We start from the raw sequence: 20,899 nt of genomic DNA, 5'->3' as shown, positions 1-20,899 counted from the left end.
ACTATGCGTTTGGGGCGATGGCGATGGCTGAGGCTGGCCTGCAACAGGGGCATGGGCCGCTCAATCCGGGCGATCAGCCAGAGGCACCAACAGGCCGGGTTGACCACCAGATGCCCAGCATGAGCAGCGCCTGGACCGGCAGTCGCAGCACAAGCGCCCAATAGGGGATGGCCGGGTAAAGGGCCGCGTGCTGCCACATGAAGATATTGGCCGGCGTCACGGCGGCGGTCAGCAGCATAAGACCCCATCCCGCCAGGCTGCGCGTCGGCCGCAGTAAAATGCCGGCCGCACCCAGCAATTCGAAGACGCCGCTGATCAGCACCAGCGCCCGATGGTCGGGCAGCCAAGGCGGGACAATCCCCATCTCCGTCGTCGTCAGCGCGAAATGGGCTATGCCGCCGACGAAGAACCACAGGAAGACGAAGCCGAGTACGATACGTCGGCTGACAGTCACGGATTTTTCCTCGAAGTCTGACACCGCTCAGAACGTGATAGCTGGGTCGGGGATTACCAGTAGAGCCAGGTACCCACAGCGAAGACCTGTGCCATGGTGTCGTTGTCAGAGCTGCCCGCCTCGCCGGCCAAGAAATTGTATCCGTCTTGATGGCGCGTCGCGTTGAAATAGGACGCAAACAGTTTGACGCCCGGCATCAGACCATAGCTGGCACCGGCCGCCAAACCCGTCTCCCGCCGGGTGCCTTCGGTCGCTGGGCTCGACCAATCGCCCTGGCTGTCATAGACGAAATAACTGCCGCCGAAGCTGAACTTGGCGATTGTATAGGCGCCACCCGCGAGCCAACCGACGGCCGTCGCGCCGCCTTTATAATCGGGCTCGAATTGCCCGTTCATCCTGCCGAATTTGGTATTGGCGCCGAGCGTGAAGCCCGCATCGCTCAATTCCGCGCCGAAGCTCCAGACGCTCAGACCCTGATAGGGCTGCGTATTCGATGGCGTGTTATACGCAACCGCGCCTGCGGTCATATAGCCGCCGGAGACGTTAAGACCGATACCGTCGAAGACTGCCTTGTACCGCCCACCGAGTTCCAGGGTGTTGCGGCGCAGATCGGTGCTTGTGGTGGTCGAGGTTACGGCCGGAGCGTCGTTTTCGGCAGTCTGGTTCGGTTCGAAGCTGAGGCCGAAACTCACGCCGCTCCATGTCGGGCTGATATAGTCGATCTTATCCGTGGTGCGGATAGTGCGGCTCCAGGTCCAAGGATAGATCGCGCGCGCGGCGGCCTTGACGAAGTCATGCTCCACGTCGCCGCTCCAGGCGCCGTCATCGAAACCATCCGGCCCGCTATCGAAGCGGCCGGTATCGAAAAGATAAAGCGCGCCTTCCTGCTGGCCGAAACGCAGAAGCCCAAGTTGAGGCAATCCGAGATAGCCGAAGTCGCGCAGGATATAGAGCGTTCCACCCATCGCCCCGGCCGTTGAATTGCTTGCCGTGTTTTCGTGAATTTCGGCCTGAGCGCCATAGTGCAAACCATTGGCGGCGACACCGTCAAAGCCAGGGTAAAGGCGGATATAGCCCGCCAATCCCGATCCGGAATATTTCCGGCCCTTATAGCTTTGGCCGGTGAAGCCACTGACGCCGTACCATTCAGCAATACGCCCGCCGAGCCGCATTACGGCAGAGCCGGGGGCGATGGCCATGGTGAGATCGGGATTTGAAACCTGGGCGCTGGCGGAGCCGGTAAAGCCGAGCCCGAGCACGATCGCAGCGGCCTTAGCCGCCCAAAGTCTAGTGCCGCGACGCATTGCGCGATTCCCACCTCATCGTGAGAAATCGCATAGCACGGGTTGCGGCCGGGATCTGGGTATCAGGACATGACGCGCGGTCATGTCCTGATATGGGAAAGCCTTACCAGTAGATCCAGGTACCGATGGCGAAGACCTGGGCCGTGGTGTCGTTCTCGGCACTGCCGGCCTTGCCCGACAGAAAGTTGTACCCGTCCTGATGGCGCGTGCCGTACAGGTAGGACGCAAACAGTTTCACGCCGGGGACCAGAATATAGGTCGCACCGGCGGCGGCACCGGTTTCACGGCGTGTGCCTTCGGTCGTCGGATGCGAATAGTCACCCTGGCTGTCATAGACGAAATAGCTACCGCCGATGCTGAGCGGACCGGTTGAGTAAATGCCGCCGGCCAGCCAGCCGACCGCGTTCGCCGCCCCCTTATAGTTGGGCTCGAACTGGCCGTTCATATTGCCGAACTTCGTATTGCCGCCGACGGTGAAGCCCGCATAGTTCACGGTCGCACCCAGGCTGCCGACGCTGAGGCCCTGATAGGGCTGCGTATTGGCGGTGGTATTATAGGCGACCGCAGCGGCATTCATGTAGCCGCCGTCAACGATAAGGCCGACGCCGTCGAACTTGGCCCTGTAGCTGGTGCTGATTTCAAAGGTATTGCGGCGCAGATCGGTATTGGTCGTGGTCGAGGTCACGGCCGGTGCATAATTCTCACCCGTCTGGTTCGGCTCGAAACTGACCGCGAAGCTGAGGCCGCTGAAGCTCGGCGTGATATAGTCGATCTTATCCGTCGTGCGCGTGCTGTTGCTCCAGGTCCAGGGATAGATCGGCCGGGCCGATGCATTGACAAAGAAATTCTGCACGTCGCCATTCCAGCCACCGGAATCAAAGGCTTCCTTGCCGCTTTCAAAACGACCGGTGTCGTTCAGATACAGCGCACCCTCCTGCTGGCCGAACCGCACGAGCCCAAACTGGGGCAGGCCCAGATAGCCGAAGTCGCGCAGGATATAGAGCGTCTCGGTGCTTGCTCCGGCTGTCGAACTGGTCTCGGTATTTTCACGGATTTCTGCCTGGGCACCGTATTGCAGGCCATTGGCGGCGACACCATCAAAACCCGGATAAAGCCGGAGATAGCCGGCCGTGCTCGCCCCGGAATATTTCGTCCCGGCATAGCTCTGCCCTGTGAACCCATCGACGCCGACCCAGGCAGAGACGCGACCGTCTAGGCGCACGACAACCGAGCCCGGTGCGACTGTTTTGGTGAAGTCAGGACTTGAAACCTGCGCTCGCGCTGTATCAGCGAAGCCGAGTGCGGCAGTCAGGACCGCCGCAGTCACCATCAGAGATCGCCGGACAGACTTTCCGCCTACAGGCCAAGCTAAGTCAGAACGCATTGCACGATTCCACATCAGTATTTGATAATAAATTTCACCTCAAATTATGGTGAACAATAATTTATATTGAATCAAGTGTGATTTTTTGCATTGCGAAATAAATCCACGATCGATCTTGCCGCCCTGCTGTTTGCTTCGGCTGATCAGTGCTTAGCCGCCATGCGGCGATGTCACTTGCATGATAGTAGTGATTCGGATCATCACTTTCATATTGATAGTGACAGGGCTCGGATGATGCGCCGCAAGAGCTTCGAAAATCTGGAATGCCCCATCGCCCGCAGCCTGGAACGGGTCGGCGAATGGTGGAGCATCCTCATTCTGCGGGATGCCTTGCTTGGTTCGACTCGTTTCGAGCAATTCCAGAAAAATCTGGACATCGCCCCAAATATCCTCACCCGGCGTCTGACCGCCTTGGTCGAATCCGGAATGCTGGAGAAACGGCGCTACAGCGAACGGCCGCCGCGCGACGAATATGTGCTGACGGAACAGGGCAAGGATTTCCGTCCCGTACTGTGGGCGCTGCTGGCCTGGGGCAACCGCCATTTCGCACCAGACGGCGCCAGCCTCGTTATCGTCGATGCCGAGACAGGCGCGATTGCCGAGCCTGTGATGGTGGATGCCACCAGCCTGCGCCGGATCGAGGCGCCAGCCTTCCGCACAGCGCCCGGTCCCGGCGCCAGCGATGCCTTCCGCGCGCGGCACGCGAAACGCGCGGCACTTAGAGCGGAAGTCGCCGCCGCCCTTCTGTCAGACGCCTGACCCGCAGGAAAATCCCATGTCCGACGCAACTTCCGGCAGAGACGCTGCCTTCCCGCCGTCGATTGATACCACGACACGCCTTCGTAAGCGCCCGAGCCTGAAACGGTTGGCTTCAATGGGCGTGGCCTTGGCCGTCATCGCCGGAGGTGCCTGGTACGGGCATGACTGGTGGACCAACGGCCGCTTCATCGAAAGCACAGACGACGCCTATGTCGGCGGCGATGTGACCACCATCGCGCCGCATGTCAGCGGCTTCATCGGGCACATTCTGGTTGCCGACAACCAGTTCGTGCATGCAGGTCAGTTGCTGATACAACTTGATCCGCGCGATTATCAGGCGGCCGCCGACAATGCACAGGCCGTCGTCTCCGCCAAGCAGGCGTCACTGGACGAATTGCAGGCGCGCTATGTGCTTCAGCAATCCACCATCCGGCAAGAGGCCGCCGAGTTGACGGCAGCGAATGCCCAGCTGAGCTTCGCGATGAGTGACGCCGACCGCTATCGGCGGTTGGCCGCGACCAGCGCCGGGTCGCGACAGGATTCGCAACGCGCGGACTCCCTGGCACAGCAGGATAGCGCCAATCTGGCTGCCGCCTCAGCCGCGCTGGAGGGTGGGCACGAGCAATTGACGGTGCTGAGCGCTGAGATCACAGGCGCCCGCGCGGATCTGGCACAGGCGCAGGCCAGCCTGAGAATGGCCCGTCTCAATCTTGGCTATACCGATATCCGCGCGCCCATCGACGGCTATATCGGCAATCGCGCCGCGGAACAGGGCAGTTACGTCGGTGCCGGCGCCTATCTCGTTTCGGTCATCCCCTCAACAGGTCTTTGGGTCGATGCCAATTTCAAGGAAGACCAGCTGACCCATATGGTCGATGGAGACCGCGCGACCATCACGGCCGACGTGCTGCCGGGCCATGTCTTCCACGCCCGTGTGGCGAGCTTGGCCCCCGGCACAGGCGCCGTCTTCAGCGTCATCCCGGCCGAGAACGCGACGGGCAATTTCACCAAGATCGTGCAGCGCGTGCCGGTGCGGCTGATACTTGACGACAAGGATCCGGCAACGGCGCTACTGCGCCCAGGCCTGTCCACTGTCGCCAATGTCGACATCCGGCAGGAGCGGAATGCGCCGTGACCGACGCCGGACATAAGCATCCGCCCATCCTGCCCTTCGCCATCATGTGCGGCGGCATGTTCATCGCACTTCTCGATATCCAGATCGTCGCCTCCTCACTCCAGGATATCGGCGGTGGCCTGTCGGCAGCACAGGACGAGATCAGCTGGGTACAGACAGCCTATCTGATCGCCGAGATCATCATGATTCCGCTTTCGGGCTGGCTGACGCGGGTCTTTTCCACACGCTGGCTGTTCACCATCTCGGCGGCCGGTTTCACGCTGTCCAGCATGCTCTGCGGGCTGGCCTGGAACATCGAGAGCATGATCGTCTTTCGTGCCTTGCAAGGCTTGCTTGGCGCCTCGATGATTCCAACCGTCTTTACGTCGTCCTTCTATTATTTCCAGGGGTCGCGCCGGGTCTATTCGGCGGCGGTTGTGGGCACCATCGCCTCCACCGCGCCGACACTCGGCCCCGTCATCGGCGGCTGGATTACCGACGCGCTGAACTGGCACTGGCTGTTCTACATCAACCTTCTGCCCGGCCTCGCCATTACGCTTCTGGTGCCGACCATGGTCCGCATCGACAAGCCCGATCTGTCGCTGCTGCGGGGCGCCGATTATCTCGGCATCCTGCTGATGGCAATCGGCCTCGGCACGCTGGAATACACGCTGGAGGAAGGAACGCGCTGGAACTGGTTCAGCGACGAGACCATCACCGCCACGGCCTGGATCGCGGGCATTGCACTGACATTGTTCGTGCTGCGCAGCCTGACCTACCGCAACCCGGTGATGGACCTGCGCGCGCTGGGCAACCGCAATTTCGCTCTCGGCTGCCTGCTGTCCTTCGTGACCGGCATTGGCATCTTCACGACCATCTATCTGACGCCGCTCTTTCTTGGCTATGTGCGCGGTTTCAGTGCGTGGCAGACCGGGCTTGCGGTCTTTTCCACCGGCGTCGCCTCCTTGGTCGGCACGCCCGTCTACATCATCCTGGCCCGCCGCTTCGACACGCGCTGGCTGCTGATGGCAGGCCTTGCCTGCTTCGGTCTGTCCATGTGGAGCTTCAGCTTCATCACCCATGACTGGGGCGCAGCAGAATTGATGATTCCACAGATACTGCGCGGTTTCCCGCAAGTCTTTGCCGTCGCGCCCAGCGTTACCCTGGGCCTTGGCAGCCTGCCGCCGGACCGGCTGAAATATGCCAGTGGCCTGTTCAACATGATGCGCAATCTGGGCGGCGCTGTCGGGATCGCGGTCTCCGCCGCTATCCTAAACGACAAGACCAACCTGCATTTCGAGCGGATCGTCAGCCACCTGACACCGGCAAACCTGCCCATGGGCCAGTTCCTGCAATCCATGACGGAGCGTTACGCGGTGCTGCCTGGCGGGCCCGCGGTCGCGCATAGCGCCGCGCTGGAACAGTTATGGGATCTCGCCTATCGCGAGGCCAGGACGCTGGCTTTTGCCGATGCCTTCCGCGCCATCATGCTGGCCTTCGTCGTCGCCACCCTGCTGGCTCCGCTTCTGCGCAAGGTCGGCGCCCCCAAATCCGCGCCCGCCTCCCACTAGTCCTGTTACAATATCAATCGCGACGCTGCTGGACAGACTACCACCTTTGTGATCACCTTCGTCTGAGGCTAGGCCGGTGGATACCTTTTATGGGTGATAACGCCACGGGCGATGCCGACAAAGGGTTCGCCGATGGACGATATTTTCACCCGTGACTATCGCCCGGATGGCTTGCCCTATTGGTGGCCCGAACGCATCTCCGGCTTGGTGAACTGGCAACCGGATACAACGGTTTTTGACGTCGCCGTCATCGGCAGTGGTTTAACCGGCCTGTCTGCCGCGCTGGAATTCGCCGAAGCCGGCCATAGCGTGCTGGTGATCGAAGCGGAAACCCTGGGCCATGGTGCCAGCACCCGTAATGGTGGCCTTATCACCGGCGCCTTGCATGATACGCCCGAACATATGGCCAAATCCCTCGGCTCGGAGCTTGCCGAAAGCATGAGCCGGGAAGCGCGCGGACTGGTGCCTTTCATGGCGAACCAGATGGAACGCTTTGCCATAGATTGCGACTTCCGGATCGGCGATCATTTCATGGGCGCCTATACCGCCGCCCATTACGAATCCCTCGCACGCAGCATGTCGCAATACCAGCGGCGTGGCCTGCCGATGCAGATGGTGCAGAAGGGATGCCAGGGCAACTATATCGCGACGGATCATTACCAGGGCGGGCGGGTGCATGAACAATGCGCCTCTGTCCATCCCGCGAAATATCATCGCGGTCTGGCGCAGAATGCGGCCCGTCTCGGCGTTCAGTTCATCGAAGATTGCCGTGTCACAGAGGTCTCTCGCACGGCAGAGCAATTCCGGTTGCAAACCACGCGTGGCACCGTCACCGCCCGTCGCGTTTTGATGGCGACAAACGGCTATACCTCGCCGGCCCTGTCCTGGTACCGTCGCCGCATCGTGCCGATGCAGAGTTCAATTATCGCGACGGAGGAATTGGGCGCGGAACGGATGGCAAGCCTGTTTCCGACAGGCGCCACCGTCAATGACACCAGACGCATTCTGAGTTATTTCCGGCCGTCACCGGACGGCAAACGCCTGATCTATGGCGGCCGCGCAACCTTCCGGCCCATCGATATCACCGAAACTGCGCGTCGCTTGCGCCGGATGATGCTGACCATCTTTCCGCAACTGGCGGACGCCAAAATCAGCCATTGCTGGGGCGGCTTCGTCGCCTTCACCTTCGACTTCCTGCCCCATGCCGGTCAGCAGGACGGCGTCGATTACGCCATGGGCTATTGCGGTTCCGGGGTCGCCATGGCGTCCTGGCTCGGCCATCGAACAGCGCTGCGCATGCTGGGCAGCGCCGCGCCATCCGCTTTCGAAGCGCGCCCGCTCACCACCCGCCCCTTCTATACCGGCAATCCTTGGATGCTGCCGGCAATCGGCGAGTATTTTCGCATCCGCGACCGGATCGACTATGCGCTGTTCCGTGCAGGGCAAAAGCGGGCGGCCTGACGGCCGAGGCACCGGCCGCCTGTCACCATCCGCGCGTAACCGGCCATACGTCCAACACCCTCTTACCGTCATGGACAATGATCCAGTCATGCATGGCGACCGTCGGGTCGCAATGACCGGGTACGAGATGAATTGCCTGCCCCACGCGCAAGGTTGCGGGCGCATGCATGGTCAAGGTGCTGTGCTCGTCAGAGACACCGGCATAGTCCAGCCCCGGGTGAAGTTGCAGCGATGGCGGGCCGCTATCCAGGCTCATCGCCTTCAAACCGGCATCGCAGACAGCCCTATCGGGCAGCGGCGTGCTGATTACCGTCGTCAGCACCGTCAGCGCCTGCTCGAAACGCGGCATTGCCGTCGTATCGTCACGCTCATTGCGGGCGTAGTCGGCATCCATGAAGACGTACGAGCCACACTGCAATTCGGTATAGAGGGCGCTGGCGGCTTCGAATTCGAAACTGCCGGTGCCTGCGCCGGTTACGGTATCGCAGGCTATGCCGGCTGCGCGAATTTTGGCGGCAGCCTCGCCCGCCAACAGGATCGCCCGCTCAATGGCGGCCTTCCGCTCCTGCGGTTTGCGCATGTGCTGCGCCCGGCCGTGATAGGCTTGCAGGCCGCCGAAACCGAGGCCGGGCGTGGACTGGACCAATTCGGCCAAAGCCCGCGCAGCCTCGGCTGACTGCACGCCGCAGCGCGCGCCGCCGACGTCGAGCTCCACCAGAATATGGATCGTGACCCCGGCGGCCAATGCCGCTTCCGACAGCAAGGCGACCTGTGCCGGGTCATCGACGCAGACCGAGAGCCTGGACTGGCCTGCGATCGCGGCCAGACGCGCGGCCTTTCCGGCGCCCGCAATCTGATTGCTCAACAGAATATCCGCGATGCCGGCAGCCGCCATGGCTTCCGCCTCGCCCACTGTCTGGCAGCAGACACCAACCGCCCCGGCAGCGATCTGCCGCCGCGCGACGTCGGGCGATTTATGCGTCTTGGCATGAGGCCGGAGGCGCACGCCCGGACTCTGGCTCTGCACATAGGCTGCCAGGCGCGCGATGTTTCTGTCGAGCGCAGGGAGATCGACCAGCAAGGCTGGCGTCTCAATCTGGGCGAGCGCCATGCCGGGCTCTGCCGGCCGGCGCAGGATACGCTGCAAAGACGGAGCCCCGCTTGCGCCGTCCAGCGGCGACACGCCGTCAGCCGACGACATCGGCGTCCGGCCGATCATCGCCCTGCGACATCTCTTCGTGCCATTGGCCTTTTTCATCCTGGTAGGAGATCAGGGCGCTGTCACCGGGCACATGCTGCTCGGCCGCAACGCGCTTGGCGGCAGCGAGCGCGATCTCCTTGGAGCGGAAGGGCTCGGAGAAAACGTCATTCAGAGTGTAAGCCCAGCCGCCATCATGCTGAACGATCTTGTAGTGAATTTTCGCCATTGGTCTCACCTTTCGATCGGATCGCTTATCCCTAGCAGGAAAAGCCATGATGGCTAAGCCCAGCGCCGGCCGCCCTGATCCAGTCCAGTCGCGCGGCCGGAATCAGACCGTAATTGTAGAAATTCACGCCCGACGCTCCGCCACGGATAGCGGCGTCGACACGCTCGGCCAGCATGTCAGGCCCTGCAACCTCCGGGTAGAAAACGCGCAAGCCTGTGCCGAGATAGCGATCCGGCCCCAGGGCGCGCCGCGCTTCAGACGTCTGCCGCGTAATCTCATCAGGGCCGATATCGTAAGCGCAGAGAATGAGCCCGTCGCAGACATCCCGCAGCCCGGCCTGATCGACCCCGCCCAGCCAGCCGGCGGCCAAATCTATGACATGGATGGCACTATCGGGATGCGCCCGCGCACGGATATCCGCGATCAGGCTCATGACCGGAACGGAACGCCATAGAAGATAGGCGTGCAGCGCCGGCCAAGGCGCGAAGGCGGCCAGCCCTTCGGTCAGCAGTCGCGGTAGGCGCGGCGTCGGCACGGCGCGGCCGAAGCTTTCTGACAGCCAGTTCCGGGCCGTGGCCGCGGCAGATTCGACATCCACGCCCGCCTTGGCGGCGCCATCACGGCAGAAAGGACAGAAGCAGAGGGAGAGCAGCAAGTCATCCTCGGCCGTCAGTCCGACGCCGTCCTTCTCGTGATGCAGCCCGTGCCGGTATCCCATGAAGCCGATCGTCTCCAGTTCCACGGCATCCACCCGGCAGCCATGGGTGAGGTCTTCGACCAGTGTGCAGACATAATTGCGCGCATCGGGATGGGAGGGACAAAGTGCATGGGCATAGCGCTCCCCGAACACGCTTTCGGTCGCGGCATCGGGATAGGCGGCGCCGAGCCGGCTGTTGTGCAGGCATACGGTCCAAGCTGCGACGCTGAGTCCGGTCCTGTCACGCGCTGCCACCAGATCACGCAGCACATCGCTCTCGGCCACCAGGGATGCCACCTGCGGCTGAAGACGGGACTGCGCCCAGCGCGCTGGGTCAGGACGGAAATAGATTGTCCCGTCCTCGGGGGAAAAGGTGGTGCGACGCGGGCTGCGCGGCTGCAAGAAACGTCCGGCATGATAGGCGCTGGCAAGGCTAATGCGATTCAGACCCGCACGCTCGCGCAGCTCCGTCGCCACGGCATCCAGCCCGAGATCCTGCACATCCCAAGGATAGGTCCAGATCGCACGATTGGGCTGCATGATCGGCATCTCCACATTTGGTCAGCCCTGATGTCGACTGAACCGAAAGCAAGATGCGGCCGCATCGATTTGCGTTCAAGAATCTCTCTTCGTCTGACCGGCGCGGACCGGTGATCGCTTTGCCGGCGACCGCACTCTTGCCAGCGGCGCCCAGATCCCTAAATACGGGCCATGAAACAGATTTTTGCTCTTCTCGGCACGACTGCGGCCACCCTTCTCATCGCGACCTCGGCCAATGCGGCCGGGTGCGTATCCGGCGCCGTTGTCGGCGGCGTTGCCGGCCATGTCGCGCATCATCATGCCGTGCTGGGTGCTGCGGCCGGCTGTGTCGTCGGCCATGAAATGAACAAGCATGAAAAAAAGAAGGCCGCAGAGGCTAACGGTCAGTAACAGCGCCCATTTGCGCACAAGCATCCGCGCGAAATTTGCGCGGATGTCTCATATTTTCCTTAAGCGCGGGCCTGGCCCGCGCTTCTGCTATCGTTGCTACATCAATATCAGGTCAGCCGCTTTTCCGCCTGTGCCTGTAAAGCCCCGCGAAAGGCTTCGGTCGGCTGACCGGCCAGGAATGCGTCCCGCATGAAAGCCTGCTGGCTTTGCGGCGCCAGCCCGCCGATCGGCGGATCACGATCAAGGTTGGTGGGGAAAGGATAGCCTTCCGCACAGGCCGCAATCGCATCCAGCGCCCGAACCTCATTGATCTGTCCGCTTGCATGCATGGCCTGAAGCGCAGGGTAAAGCACCGCGCTCATGCGCGTACGGTCCATGCTTTCCATGGCGCGGCCGAAAGCCGAAGACACCTGGAGCAGATTGGCCATCCGCTTGATGTCCTTCGAGCGGTTGGTGCCGGCGGCGTGGAACAGTGCCGGATTGAAGAAGGCGGCATCGCCTTTTTCCAGCGGCAATTGCACATGGTGCTCTTCAAAATAGGTGCGAAATTCCGGCGTGGTGATGGCGAGATAGCCGGGCTCATACGCCTGACTATAGGGCAGGTACAGCGTCGGGCCGCTTTCCACCGGCATGTCGCAATGCGCGACCGCGCCCTGCAATGTCAGCACCGGCGACAGGCGATGCACATGAGCCGGGTATTGCGCCATCTGCGCCGGGGTCATGAAGCCGAGATGATAATCGCGATGGGCGGATTGCGCCTCGCCACCCGGATTGACGACATTGACCTGGGAGGTGAACTGGTATGCTGGCCCCAACCATGCCTCGCTGACCATGGCCAGAATCTCATTGCCGTAATAGCCGGCAAAGACATCCGGCGCCCGCAGGCAAAGCTTTTCGAGCGCATTCCATATGCGGTCATTGGCGCCGGGCTTCGCGAAGTGATCGCCGCCGCCCGTCTTATTGGCGTGCTGTTCAGCGATGATGGCGCGGAACACGTCACTGGCCGCGTCGATCGGCGCCGTATCGGCGAAGGCGCGGCGCAGCACGATGATGCCCGGCCCGGTCAGCAGCGCCTCCGCCCATTCGGCCAGAACCGAGCGGCGGCCCTCTGCCGTCGCCGCCGTGCGGCGAACTGCATCGCAATCATAGATCAGCACGCGAGATGCGACATCGGCGGCCAGAGGGTAATCCTCGAGCCGCGTCTCCGTCGCGGCGAGGGCGGAAAGCTCCTCCAGCCAGACGCGCTCGGGGGACAGATAGATGCGGTCATTCCGCAGCTTGGTCAGGTTGTCGCTCTTCATGGCGTTTCTCCCAATTGAAGTCGTCACCGATACATAGGCGCCCCTGCCGTATCAGGGCGCTCAGGAATCCATCAGAAATCCATCAATTTGGCATGGTGCCTCATGCTGCTTTGCGGCAAGGTGCCGAACATGTCCCGCACCTTTCTCGTCAAGGAAATCGCCGCCCAATCGGGTCTCAGTGTCGCGACCGTCGATCGGGTGTTGAACAAACGCGACGGCGTGCGGGCGCTGACGCGGCTGCGCGTTGAAGAAGCCATCCGTGACCTGGAGGGACAAAGCCGCCAACGGGCGCTGTCAGGCCGAAAATTTACGATCGACCTGGTGATGGAAACCCCGGCCCGTTTCTCCGCCACTGTTCGCGCCGCCTTGGAAGCCGAACTGCCGACCCTGCAACCCGCTGTCTTCCGCGCCCGGTTCCATTTGTGGGAGATGATCCCGACGGAGGCACTGGTGCAGGCGCTGGACGGCATTCGCCGGCGCGGCAGCCATGGCGTCATCCTGAAGGCGCCGGACGTGCCGGATGTGGCCGCAGCCGTGGATCGTCTGGCAGAGGCCGGCATACCGGTTGTGACCCTGGTGACGGACCTGCCGCATTCCCGCCGCCACGCCTATGTCGGCATCGACAATCGCGCAGCAGGGGAAACCGCCGCCTATCTGATCGGGGCCTGGCTCAAGCCCAGCGCCGCGCGGGTTCTGGTGACGCTGAGCAGCAATCGCTTTAGGGGCGAGGAGGAGCGCGAGAGCGGCTTCCGCCAGGCGCTGCGCCGCTTGCATCCCGAGATCGGCATTGTCGAGGTCAGCGAAGGTTTCGGCATGGATCAGGAAACGGTGGCGCTCGCCCGCCGTGCCTTGCTGGCGGACAGCCGGATCACCGGCGCTTATTCCATCGGCGGCGGCAATCGCGCCGTGCTGGCGGCCTTCGCGGAAGCCCAGCGGCCTTGTACCGCTTTCATCGCCCATGATCTGGACGCCGAAAACGCGCCCCTGCTGCGGGATCGGCAGATTAGCGCCGTCCTGCATCACGATCTGAACCGGGATATGCGAACGGCCTGCCGCCATATCATGCAGGCCCATGGCGCATTGAAGGACGTGCCGGGCGCGGCACTGTCCCCGGTGCAGGTCATCACGCCCTTCAACCTGCCGCCGAGCGTGTCATTGGAGCCGGAGAAGTCGCTACGGCCGATCAGCCGGCCGCATCGCGCCAGCGCGGAAACATGGCACCCTGACCGTGCAGAACGCCGTCGTCATCGATGATCTGCCAGACAATGCCCTGCTCGATCCAAAAGCGACGGCCGGACCCGCTGATGCGCAAGCCGGCATAGCCGGTCGCGAAACCGTCGCGCGAAACACGATCCAGCAAAGCCTGCCGTTCGGCCCGGTCCGGCGCCTCAGCCGACAGACGCGACGGCAGGGCGGTAAAGGCGGCCCAGGAATATTCGAAACAGGTTTGCGCCGCTTTATTTGCGTAGACGAAACGCGGATCCTGCGCGGTGTCATGCGCCAGAACGCAAAAGGGCGCGTCCTCATACAGCCAATGTGCCGCTCCGCGTGCGCCGAAGCCCGCTGGCACCAGCGCCCGCCCGACAAGCCGCGCGTAGCTCGCGATCAATAATGCGGATAGTGCAACCGGCGGCACATCCCGCGTCACGGCAGTCCGACTGTCTGCTACGTCCATCCCGATACGTCCCCAAAACGCGCATTAAATCGGCGTTATTTTCAACCGCACCGTAACACGCTCTTCCGCTTCCGCGTAACCAAAGCGGGACGACATCATCCCACTGGACCGATCTTTGGGTTGGTTTGGAAACCTTGGCTGCGAGGCGTCTGAGATGATCCTGTTCCTGGTTGCCTATCTCGGCGGCGTGCTGACCATCCTCAGCCCCTGCATCCTGCCGGTTTTGCCCTTCGTCTTCGCGCGCGCCGATCGGCCCTTCGTCACCAGCGGATTGCCGCTGCTGCTTGGCATGGCCATCACCTTCGCCCTGGTCGCGACACTGGCCGCCGTCGGCGGGGGCTGGGCGGTGGACGCCAATCGCTACGGCCGCGTCGCCGCCATCATTCTTCTCGCCCTCTTCGGCGTCACGCTGCTGTTTCCGCATTTGGCGGACCGGCTGACGCGGCCCCTGGTCGCCCTCGGCTCCCGCCTGTCGCAATCGGCCGATAGCGGAGAGGCGAAGTCCCCCTTCGCGGCCTCCTTCCTGCTCGGCATCGCGACCGGACTGCTGTGGGCGCCCTGCGCCGGCCCCATTCTCGGCCTCGTCCTGACCGGTGCCGCGCTGCAGGGCGCCAATGTCGGAACCTCCCTGCTTCTGCTCGCCTATGCCGCCGGCGCCGCGACCTCCCTCGCCGTCGCGCTGCTCATCGGTGGCCGCGTCTTCACGGCCATGAAACGATCGCTTGGTGCCGGTGAATGGATCCGGCGCGGCCTGGGTGTCGCCGTCCTCGCCGGTGTCGTCGTCATCAGCCTGGGGCTGGACCGTGGATTGCTGACGCAGGTTGCTTCCGCCAGCACCAACAATCTGGAACAGGCACTGCTCAACAAGGCGGATGTCAAAGGCGGCGGCCAGCCGGCCAAACCCGCGCCGACCATGACCATGCAGGCGAATAATGCGGCTGCCGGCGCCATGATGATGATGGCCGCCAAGCCTGCCGCCGACGCCCTGCCGGTGGAAGGCGTGCTGCCGCCGCTGACCGGCGCGGTGCAATGGCTGAATTCTCCGCCGCTGACCGCCGAAGGGCTGCGCGGCAAGGTGGTGCTGATCGACTTCTGGACTTATTCCTGCATCAACTGCCTGCGCACGCTGCCCTATGTCGAAGCCTGGGCCGCCAAATACCAAGACCATGGCCTTGTCATCATCGGCGTGCATGCGCCCGAATTCGCCTTCGAGCGGGATATCGGCAATGTCCGGCAGGCGATCAAAGACCTGCACGTCAACTATCCTGTCGCCATCGACAATAATTACGCGATCTGGCGCGGCTTCAATAACGAGTATTGGCCGGCGCAGTATTTCATCGATGCCCAGGGGCGCATCCGCTACCACCATTTCGGCGAAGGTGACGACGCGCATTCCGAGCGGGTCATTCAGCAATTGCTGACGGAAGCCGGCAATCAGAATGTCCCCCAGGGCATCGTCTCGGTCGACGGCCACGGTGCCGAGGCTGCGGCCGACGAGACCGACATGCAGTCGCCCGAGACCTATATCGGCTTCGAGCGCGCCGCCAATTTCGTCTCACCCGGCGGTGCCGTGGGTGGCAAAAGCCATGCCTATACGACGCCCGACCCACTGGCCCTCAACCAATGGGGTCTGGCCGGAAACTGGACCGTGCAGGGCCAAAGCGCCACGCTGGATCAGAGCACCGGCAGCATCAGCTTCCGCTTCCATGCCCGCGATCTGCATCTGGTCCTGGGGCCGACGAGCGACGGCAAGCCCGTGCGCTTTCGCGTCTTGATCGACGGCAAGCCGCCATTGGCCGAGCATGGCACGGATGTGGATGCGCAAGGCAATGGCACGGTGACGGACCAGCGCCTTTATCAGCTTGTCCGTCAGTCCGGCGACATTACCGATCGGACCTTCCAGATCGAGTTCCTGGACCCGGGCGTGCAGGCGTTTTCATTCACCTTCGGCTAAGGGGCATCTTTACCGGCTGTCCGGCGGCATTATCTTCACGGCATGACCAAAGCCATAGACCAGCGTGCCACACCCTGGCGTGACGTGATCCTGCTTTGCGGCAAATGCACCGGCAAGATGAAGGCGGGTTTCGGCCCTGATCGCAAGCAGACGCTGCGTGAAGCGCTCAGGACCGAACTCAAGGCAAAGGGCCAGGGACGGCAGGTGCGTCTCGTCGAAACCCGCTGCCTGGGGCTTTGCCCCAAGAAAGCGGTCGCGGCTGTCAGCGGCCGCGACCCGGGGCGGATTTTAAGTATTCCCAAGGGCGCCGAAACCGAAGAGGCCTTGAGCCGGATTTTGGCCCGGGATTAGCGGTCTTATTCCGGGATGACGGCCGTAACGTCGATCTCCACCAGCCATTCCGGCCGGGCCAGGGCGGAAACGACCAGACCGGTCGATACCGGGTAGACGCCCTTCAGCCATTTGCCGACCGTGCGATACACCGTCTCGCGATAGCGCGGATCGACCAGATAGATGACGATCTTGGTGATGTGGGAGAGTTCCGATCCGGCCTCCCGCAGCAGCATGTCGATATTCTTCATCGCCTGCTCGGCCTGAGCCTCGACATCGCCGACGCCGACATTCTGCGAGGTATCAAGGTCCTGGCCGATCTGGCCACGGACGAAGACCATCGCTCCGCGTGCGACCACAACCTGGCACAGGTCATTGTCGAGCTTCTGCTCGGGGTAGGTTTCCTTCGTATTGAACATACGGATGCGGTTATGCGTCACCATGGGGCGTCTCCGAAAAAGGCTGGGTCAGGAGCGTGTTGAAACTCAACCCGCTATCTGCGGCTTATAATCAAGGTAACCGCGCTGAATGGCGATGTGCTCGGCGATATGCCGCGCATCCTGCCAGACACCCCAGATGAAGCTGGAACCGCGCCCCGACAGCCAGGGTAGACCGAGGAAATAGATTCCCCGTTCCCGCGCGATGCCGCGCTGGTGCTGCGGCCGGCCGGATTCATCAAACGCATCGACCTCCAACCAGCTGAAATCGGCGGTGTAGCCGGTCGCCCAGATAATCGTATTGACCCCGGCCGCAGCCAGATCCAATTCGGTCAGCGGCTGGCTTATGCAGTCCGGGTCCGGCAGGAAATTGCGCGCCTCCGGCTCTTCCGGCAGATCGAGCCCATTGCGGGCGATATAGGCATCCGCCTCATCGAGCACCGCGAGATAATTCGCGTCACCTTTCGCGATCGTCTCGGCCAGATTGGCGGAAAAGCGCATCGTGCCGGCTGAGAAGCCTTCCGTCCGGCCGACCAGAGTGAGGCCCGCTTTGGCCAGCTTACGAAAATCGATCGTCTCGCCGCCCCGGGCGCCACTGACCGCGATGGTCACATGCTCACTACCCGCCGCCTTCGGCGCCGCATCCCATTTGCCCAGCACGCCCAGCCACCAGACGAAATCACGGCCACGGTAAGACCGTGGCGGACGATCATGCGGCCCCACCGAAAGGTAGACGCGCCGCCCCGCCAAAGCGAGTTCTTCCGCAATCTGAACGCCGGAGGAGCCGCTGCCGACGACAAGAATCCCGCCCTCGGGAAGCTGACCAGGGTTTCGATAGGCGCCGGAATGCAATTGCCGGATATCAGTATCGGCTGGCAGCAGGGTGGGAATGACCGGACGCTGGAAAGGGCCCGTCGCGGCGATGACCCGCTGCGCTTCGATGGCGCCGGCCGAGGTTTCGACCAGAAAGCCGGGGCGACCGTTCAGCCGGGTGACCCGCGTCACCGCCACACCGCAGCGAATGGGCGCGTCGAAGCGCTTGGCATAGGCCTCGAAATAGTCCGCCACTTCGTCTTTGGGCGCGAACCCGTCCGGGCCGGTCACCGTGAATTCCATATTCGGAAAACGGTCATGCCAGGCAGGCCCGTTGGCGGCCAGCGAATCCCAGCGGCCCGTGCGCCAGCGTTCGGCAATCCGGTCGCGTTCCAGCACCAGGTGAGGTACGCCACCGCGCGTCAGATGCTCACTGGCGGCCACGCCAGCCTGGCCGCCGCCGACCACGAGGGTATCGATCTTCTCGACTGACATGGCTCTCCTGATGCGGCCTTCCGCACGTATCTGACGACCGGTCCTGACTCTCGTCAGGAAATAATGACCCGCATAGTTCGTGAATACGAATTTTTATTGTAGCACTGCCCCAGGAAAACCGAAGCAGGACCGATGCCCATAACCGCCGCCACGTGCGCCTGCGATCAGTCCTTCACCGGCAAGCTGTCCGGAATTGCAGCAGGGCTCTGGCGATGAGGTATACCCTGCGCCAGCTTCAGTATTTTGTCGCCGCCGCCGAGGCTGGGTCGATCACGCTGGGTTCGGCGAAAATCGCCATTTCGCAAGCCTCCATCTCCGCCGCGATTACGCTTCTGGAGCGTGAATTCGGCGTCCAGATGTTCGTTCGCCACCACGCGCAAGGACTGTCGCTCACCGCTGCCGGCCGCCGTCTTCTTGTCGAAGCCAAGCTGTTGCTGTCCCAGGCTGACTCCCTCTATGCGGTGGCGTCTGAAACAACGCAGCACGTTCGGGGGCAGCTTACGGTCGGCTGTATGATCACCATGGCGCCCATGATCATGCCGGAACTGGCGCATAGTTTCATGTCTCAAAACCCCGAGGCCAGAATTACGCAAGTGGAGGCCGGACTGGCATCCTTGCTTGACGCCCTACAGCGCGCCGAGATCGACATCGCGCTGACCTACGATCTGCAGATCCCACCTCCCATATCCTTTGTCCCTCTGGCGCGATTGCCCCCCTATGTCATGGTCAGCGACGGTCACCGCCTCGCCGGCGAGGGCGCTGTCAGTCTCGGCCAGCTCGCGCATGAGCCGCTCATACTGCTCGATCTTCCCATCAGCCGGGATTACTTCCTGGGTCTGTTCGCGAAGGAAAATCTCGAGCCACGGATCTATTATTCCTCGGCTCAGCAGGACGTCGTGCGGACAATGGTCGCGAATGGCTACGGCTATACGCTGGCGAATGTGCGCCCGCGCTCCGACATTGCATTGGATGGGCGACGCCTCATCCGGCTGCGCCTGAAGGGAAAACATCGGCCGATGACCGTGGGAACCGCGACGCTTTCCACCCTTCGCAAGCCGCTGCTGCTGACAGCCTTCGAGACGCATTGCCGCGCCAGCATCTCCAACCGCTATATACCCGGCATGGACGCGCCTTTCCAAGACGAGCGATAAGTCCATCGGGACAGGAGAATACCGGCTGTAGCCGCTTTCGACTGGTGATCCTGGTTCACAAAGCCAATCGCCTAGGCTAGGCTGCCGCCATTCTGCAATGAGACTTTACGAGACGTCCTGTGCCTGACAGGGGCAGACCCATAGCGAAAGAGGCCCGCTTTGCCGAGCATCGATACCAGTTTGACACGTCGGTCGCTGCTTCTGGGCGCGGCGGCAGCCACGGCGGCCTTGAGCACCACGACGGCCTTCGCCGATGATGCCCTGCCCCCCCTCGGCCTTCCAAAAGGCGACACGGTGCTGACCGTTTCCGGCAAAATCACACGCCACAATGTCGGCAATACGGCGGTTTTCGACATGGCGTCGATCGAGGCACTTGGCCTCGACAGCTTCACGACGCTGACGCCCTGGACGAAAAGAGTCAAATTCGAGGGCGTCTATCTGGACAAATTCCTGCGCTATCTCGGGGCCTCCGGCACGAAGCTGGTCTGCACGGCCTTGAATGATTACGGTTGCGAAATTCCGCTTGATATGATCGCACAGGATAAGCCGCTGATGGCGACGCGCATCAACGGCCAATTCATGCCCATCGATCACTTCGGGCCGTTATTCGTCATTTTCGACTTTGATCGCCATCCTGAATGGCAATCCAATCTTATCTATAATCGTTGCCCCTGGCAGTTGCAGACCATGCAGGCCGTCTGACGCGCCAAAAGGCTTTGGATGTGCCGTTGCCCATCATGATGGCACATCCCGCCGTTTCTGCCTGAACGCAGTGCGATCTAGATTTCGATGAAGCCCTTGGGCTGCATGTCCACCAGCTGCCTGACGACATCGAGATTCAAAACGGACCTGCCACCGTTGATCGCGAGATGCCAATCCTCCGACAGGCATTCGTATTCGAGGCCGACCTCGCCTAAAAGAATGCCCAGGCTTTTCTGCGAGTGGAGGCTGACATGACCGTTTCTTGGTCCCAGATACCACCAGCCGCCCCTCTGGATATCAATATCGTCAGGCAGGATTTTTGTTGAAAAAACAACGACCCCGCCGCCGTTGAGCAATGCTTTCCAGTCTTTCGCAAAATTCGCTGGAAAGGGAATATGCTCCACCACCTCCGCACAGAATATGACGTCGTACCGCGCGTCCGGCAAAATATCGAATTCCGGGTTCATGGCGTCGAAGTTGTCGACCGTGACATCAGGCTCCAGGATGCGGGACAATAATCCACTTCCGGCGCCGTAATCCAGAACAGCGGGAGCGCGCTCACCCAGCCAGGATTCCGCCATTATCCCCCTGACGAAGCGGGCATTGATTTCAGGCCGGATACGAGGATAGAGCGGATCGAACTTGACATAGTCGCTGTTGTAAATCCGATCACACAATTCCTCCTTTGACCAGCCATCGAGATAATTCGTAAATATATACTCGCAGGATTGGCACTTGAAATAAGTGACCGTATCGCTGGACGGATGAGAGATCGACGGAAGCTGTAGATTGCAGTGTTGCGATGCGTCGACGGCCGCGAAAAACTGGCTCGGCCCGCCACAAATCTTGCATCTGCCGCCGGCTATCGAATGGTCTGTCATGGCGTCGGTTGAATCCCGGCTTGGTCGCTTTAGACATAAAAGGAAGGCCGCACGCAGGA

General features: G+C 62.0%; 21 protein-coding genes. 10 read left to right on the top strand and 11 right to left on the bottom strand.

From position 1 onward, the window contains the following. Positions 1–73 precede the first annotated feature (73 nt). From ASILVAE211_RS16815 to ASILVAE211_RS16805, 3 genes are all read right to left on the bottom strand, one after another. Positions 74–454 (bottom strand): DoxX family protein, encoded by a 381-nt coding sequence (locus tag ASILVAE211_RS16815; protein ID WP_227322507.1) that lies wholly within the window; start codon positions 452–454, stop codon positions 74–76. A gap of 53 nt (positions 455–507) precedes the next feature. Then, entirely contained in the window at positions 508–1,758 is a 1,251-nt protein-coding gene (locus ASILVAE211_RS16810; RefSeq protein ID WP_227322506.1) for a porin, read from the bottom strand. Between the two features lie 103 nt (positions 1,759–1,861). Then, positions 1,862–2,980 (bottom strand): porin, encoded by a 1,119-nt coding sequence (locus tag ASILVAE211_RS16805; protein ID WP_406566074.1) that lies wholly within the window; start codon positions 2,978–2,980, stop codon positions 1,862–1,864. A gap of 393 nt (positions 2,981–3,373) precedes the next feature. Between ASILVAE211_RS16805 and ASILVAE211_RS16800 the strand changes: the two genes are divergently transcribed. The 4 genes from ASILVAE211_RS16800 to ASILVAE211_RS16785 all read left to right on the top strand — a co-directional run bounded on the left by ASILVAE211_RS16800 (position 3,374) and on the right by ASILVAE211_RS16785 (position 8,047). Further along, positions 3,374–3,901 carry a winged helix-turn-helix transcriptional regulator gene (locus ASILVAE211_RS16800; RefSeq protein WP_227322504.1) on the top strand — a complete coding sequence of 176 codons (528 nt, stop codon included), beginning with the start codon at positions 3,374–3,376 and terminating at the stop codon, positions 3,899–3,901. A 16-nt stretch (positions 3,902–3,917) separates the two neighbouring features. Next, complete coding sequence (locus ASILVAE211_RS16795) at positions 3,918–5,036, top strand: HlyD family secretion protein (RefSeq protein WP_227322503.1); 1,119 nt, start codon at positions 3,918–3,920, stop codon at positions 5,034–5,036. Further along, the gene (locus ASILVAE211_RS16790) at positions 5,033–6,586 is read left to right on the top strand and encodes a DHA2 family efflux MFS transporter permease subunit (RefSeq protein WP_227322502.1); all 1,554 of its coding nucleotides are present in this window, start codon (positions 5,033–5,035) and stop codon (positions 6,584–6,586) included. The genes ASILVAE211_RS16795 and ASILVAE211_RS16790 overlap by 4 nt, the downstream gene beginning before the upstream one ends. 132 nt (positions 6,587–6,718) lie before the next feature. Further along, positions 6,719–8,047: an NAD(P)/FAD-dependent oxidoreductase gene (locus tag ASILVAE211_RS16785; RefSeq protein WP_227322501.1), complete on the top strand. Its 1,329-nt coding sequence runs from the start codon at positions 6,719–6,721 to the stop codon at positions 8,045–8,047. 22 nt (positions 8,048–8,069) lie between these two features. Here the strand turns inward: ASILVAE211_RS16785 and ASILVAE211_RS16780 are convergent, their stop codons facing one another. Genes ASILVAE211_RS16780 through ASILVAE211_RS16770 form a run of 3 tightly spaced genes read right to left on the bottom strand, consistent with a single transcriptional unit; the run spans position 8,070 to position 10,711 of the window. Beyond that, positions 8,070–9,248, bottom strand: a complete 1,179-nt coding sequence (locus tag ASILVAE211_RS16780; protein ID WP_227322500.1) for a DSD1 family PLP-dependent enzyme — start codon at positions 9,246–9,248, stop codon at positions 8,070–8,072. Continuing rightward, positions 9,235–9,474 carry a DUF2188 domain-containing protein gene (locus ASILVAE211_RS16775; RefSeq protein ID WP_227322499.1) on the bottom strand — a complete coding sequence of 80 codons (240 nt, stop codon included), beginning with the start codon at positions 9,472–9,474 and terminating at the stop codon, positions 9,235–9,237. The genes ASILVAE211_RS16780 and ASILVAE211_RS16775 overlap by 14 nt, the downstream gene beginning before the upstream one ends. Positions 9,475–9,505: 31 nt before the next feature. Further along, on the bottom strand, positions 9,506–10,711 hold the full coding sequence (locus ASILVAE211_RS16770; protein WP_227322498.1) for a hypothetical protein: 1,206 nt from the start codon (positions 10,709–10,711) through the stop codon (positions 9,506–9,508). A gap of 171 nt (positions 10,712–10,882) precedes the next feature. Here ASILVAE211_RS16770 and ASILVAE211_RS16765 point away from each other — a divergent pair, with 171 nt between their 5' ends. Further along, entirely contained in the window at positions 10,883–11,101 is a 219-nt protein-coding gene (locus tag ASILVAE211_RS16765; protein WP_227322497.1) for a hypothetical protein, read from the top strand. Positions 11,102–11,208: 107 nt separating this feature from the next. On the opposite strand, the gene ASILVAE211_RS16760 is transcribed toward ASILVAE211_RS16765, so the two are convergent. After that, on the bottom strand, positions 11,209–12,402 hold the full coding sequence (locus tag ASILVAE211_RS16760; RefSeq protein ID WP_227322496.1) for a phytanoyl-CoA dioxygenase family protein: 1,194 nt from the start codon (positions 12,400–12,402) through the stop codon (positions 11,209–11,211). A gap of 129 nt (positions 12,403–12,531) precedes the next feature. Between ASILVAE211_RS16760 and ASILVAE211_RS16755 the strand changes: the two genes are divergently transcribed. Further along, positions 12,532–13,656: a LacI family DNA-binding transcriptional regulator gene (locus tag ASILVAE211_RS16755; protein WP_227322495.1), complete on the top strand. Its 1,125-nt coding sequence runs from the start codon at positions 12,532–12,534 to the stop codon at positions 13,654–13,656. On the opposite strand, the gene ASILVAE211_RS16750 is transcribed toward ASILVAE211_RS16755, so the two are convergent. After that, the gene (locus ASILVAE211_RS16750) at positions 13,586–14,077 is read right to left on the bottom strand and encodes an MEKHLA domain-containing protein (protein WP_227322494.1); all 492 of its coding nucleotides are present in this window, start codon (positions 14,075–14,077) and stop codon (positions 13,586–13,588) included. The genes ASILVAE211_RS16755 and ASILVAE211_RS16750 overlap by 71 nt on opposite strands. A 154-nt stretch (positions 14,078–14,231) precedes the next feature. On the opposite strand from ASILVAE211_RS16750, the gene ASILVAE211_RS16745 reads away from it, so the two are divergent. Together ASILVAE211_RS16745 and ASILVAE211_RS16740 are read left to right on the top strand one after the other, a co-directional pair. Further along, positions 14,232–16,031 carry a cytochrome c biogenesis protein DipZ gene (locus ASILVAE211_RS16745; protein ID WP_227322493.1) on the top strand — a complete coding sequence of 600 codons (1,800 nt, stop codon included), beginning with the start codon at positions 14,232–14,234 and terminating at the stop codon, positions 16,029–16,031. 42 nt (positions 16,032–16,073) lie between these two features. Then, complete coding sequence (locus ASILVAE211_RS16740; protein ID WP_227322492.1) at positions 16,074–16,382, top strand: (2Fe-2S) ferredoxin domain-containing protein; 309 nt, start codon at positions 16,074–16,076, stop codon at positions 16,380–16,382. Between the two features lie 5 nt (positions 16,383–16,387). Here ASILVAE211_RS16740 and ASILVAE211_RS16735 read toward each other — a convergent pair whose 3' ends face one another. Both ASILVAE211_RS16735 and ASILVAE211_RS16730 read right to left on the bottom strand, forming a co-directional pair. Continuing rightward, the gene (locus ASILVAE211_RS16735; protein WP_264478927.1) at positions 16,388–16,804 is read right to left on the bottom strand and encodes a RidA family protein; all 417 of its coding nucleotides are present in this window, start codon (positions 16,802–16,804) and stop codon (positions 16,388–16,390) included. A 42-nt stretch (positions 16,805–16,846) separates the two neighbouring features. After that, a complete protein-coding gene (locus ASILVAE211_RS16730) occupies positions 16,847–18,106 on the bottom strand; it encodes a flavin-containing monooxygenase (protein ID WP_227322491.1) in 1,260 nt (419 codons plus the stop codon). Between the two features lie 212 nt (positions 18,107–18,318). Here ASILVAE211_RS16730 and ASILVAE211_RS16725 point away from each other — a divergent pair, with 212 nt between their 5' ends. Together ASILVAE211_RS16725 and ASILVAE211_RS16720 are read left to right on the top strand one after the other, a co-directional pair. Next, positions 18,319–19,257: a LysR family transcriptional regulator gene (locus ASILVAE211_RS16725; protein WP_227322490.1), complete on the top strand. Its 939-nt coding sequence runs from the start codon at positions 18,319–18,321 to the stop codon at positions 19,255–19,257. A gap of 159 nt (positions 19,258–19,416) precedes the next feature. Next, positions 19,417–19,959, top strand: coding sequence for a molybdopterin-dependent oxidoreductase (locus ASILVAE211_RS16720; protein WP_227322489.1), 543 nt, complete (start codon positions 19,417–19,419; stop codon positions 19,957–19,959). Between the two features lie 77 nt (positions 19,960–20,036). On the opposite strand, the gene ASILVAE211_RS16715 is transcribed toward ASILVAE211_RS16720, so the two are convergent. Next, complete coding sequence (locus tag ASILVAE211_RS16715; protein ID WP_227322488.1) at positions 20,037–20,840, bottom strand: class I SAM-dependent methyltransferase; 804 nt, start codon at positions 20,838–20,840, stop codon at positions 20,037–20,039. Between the last annotated feature and the right edge of the window lie 59 nt (positions 20,841–20,899).

Origin of the sequence: Acidisoma silvae (assembly GCF_020618775.1) — a bacterium.
In the GTDB taxonomy this organism is placed as follows: Bacteria; Pseudomonadota; Alphaproteobacteria; order Acetobacterales; family Acetobacteraceae; genus Acidisoma; species Acidisoma silvae.
This window is presented reverse-complemented; position numbering and strand designations above follow the sequence as displayed.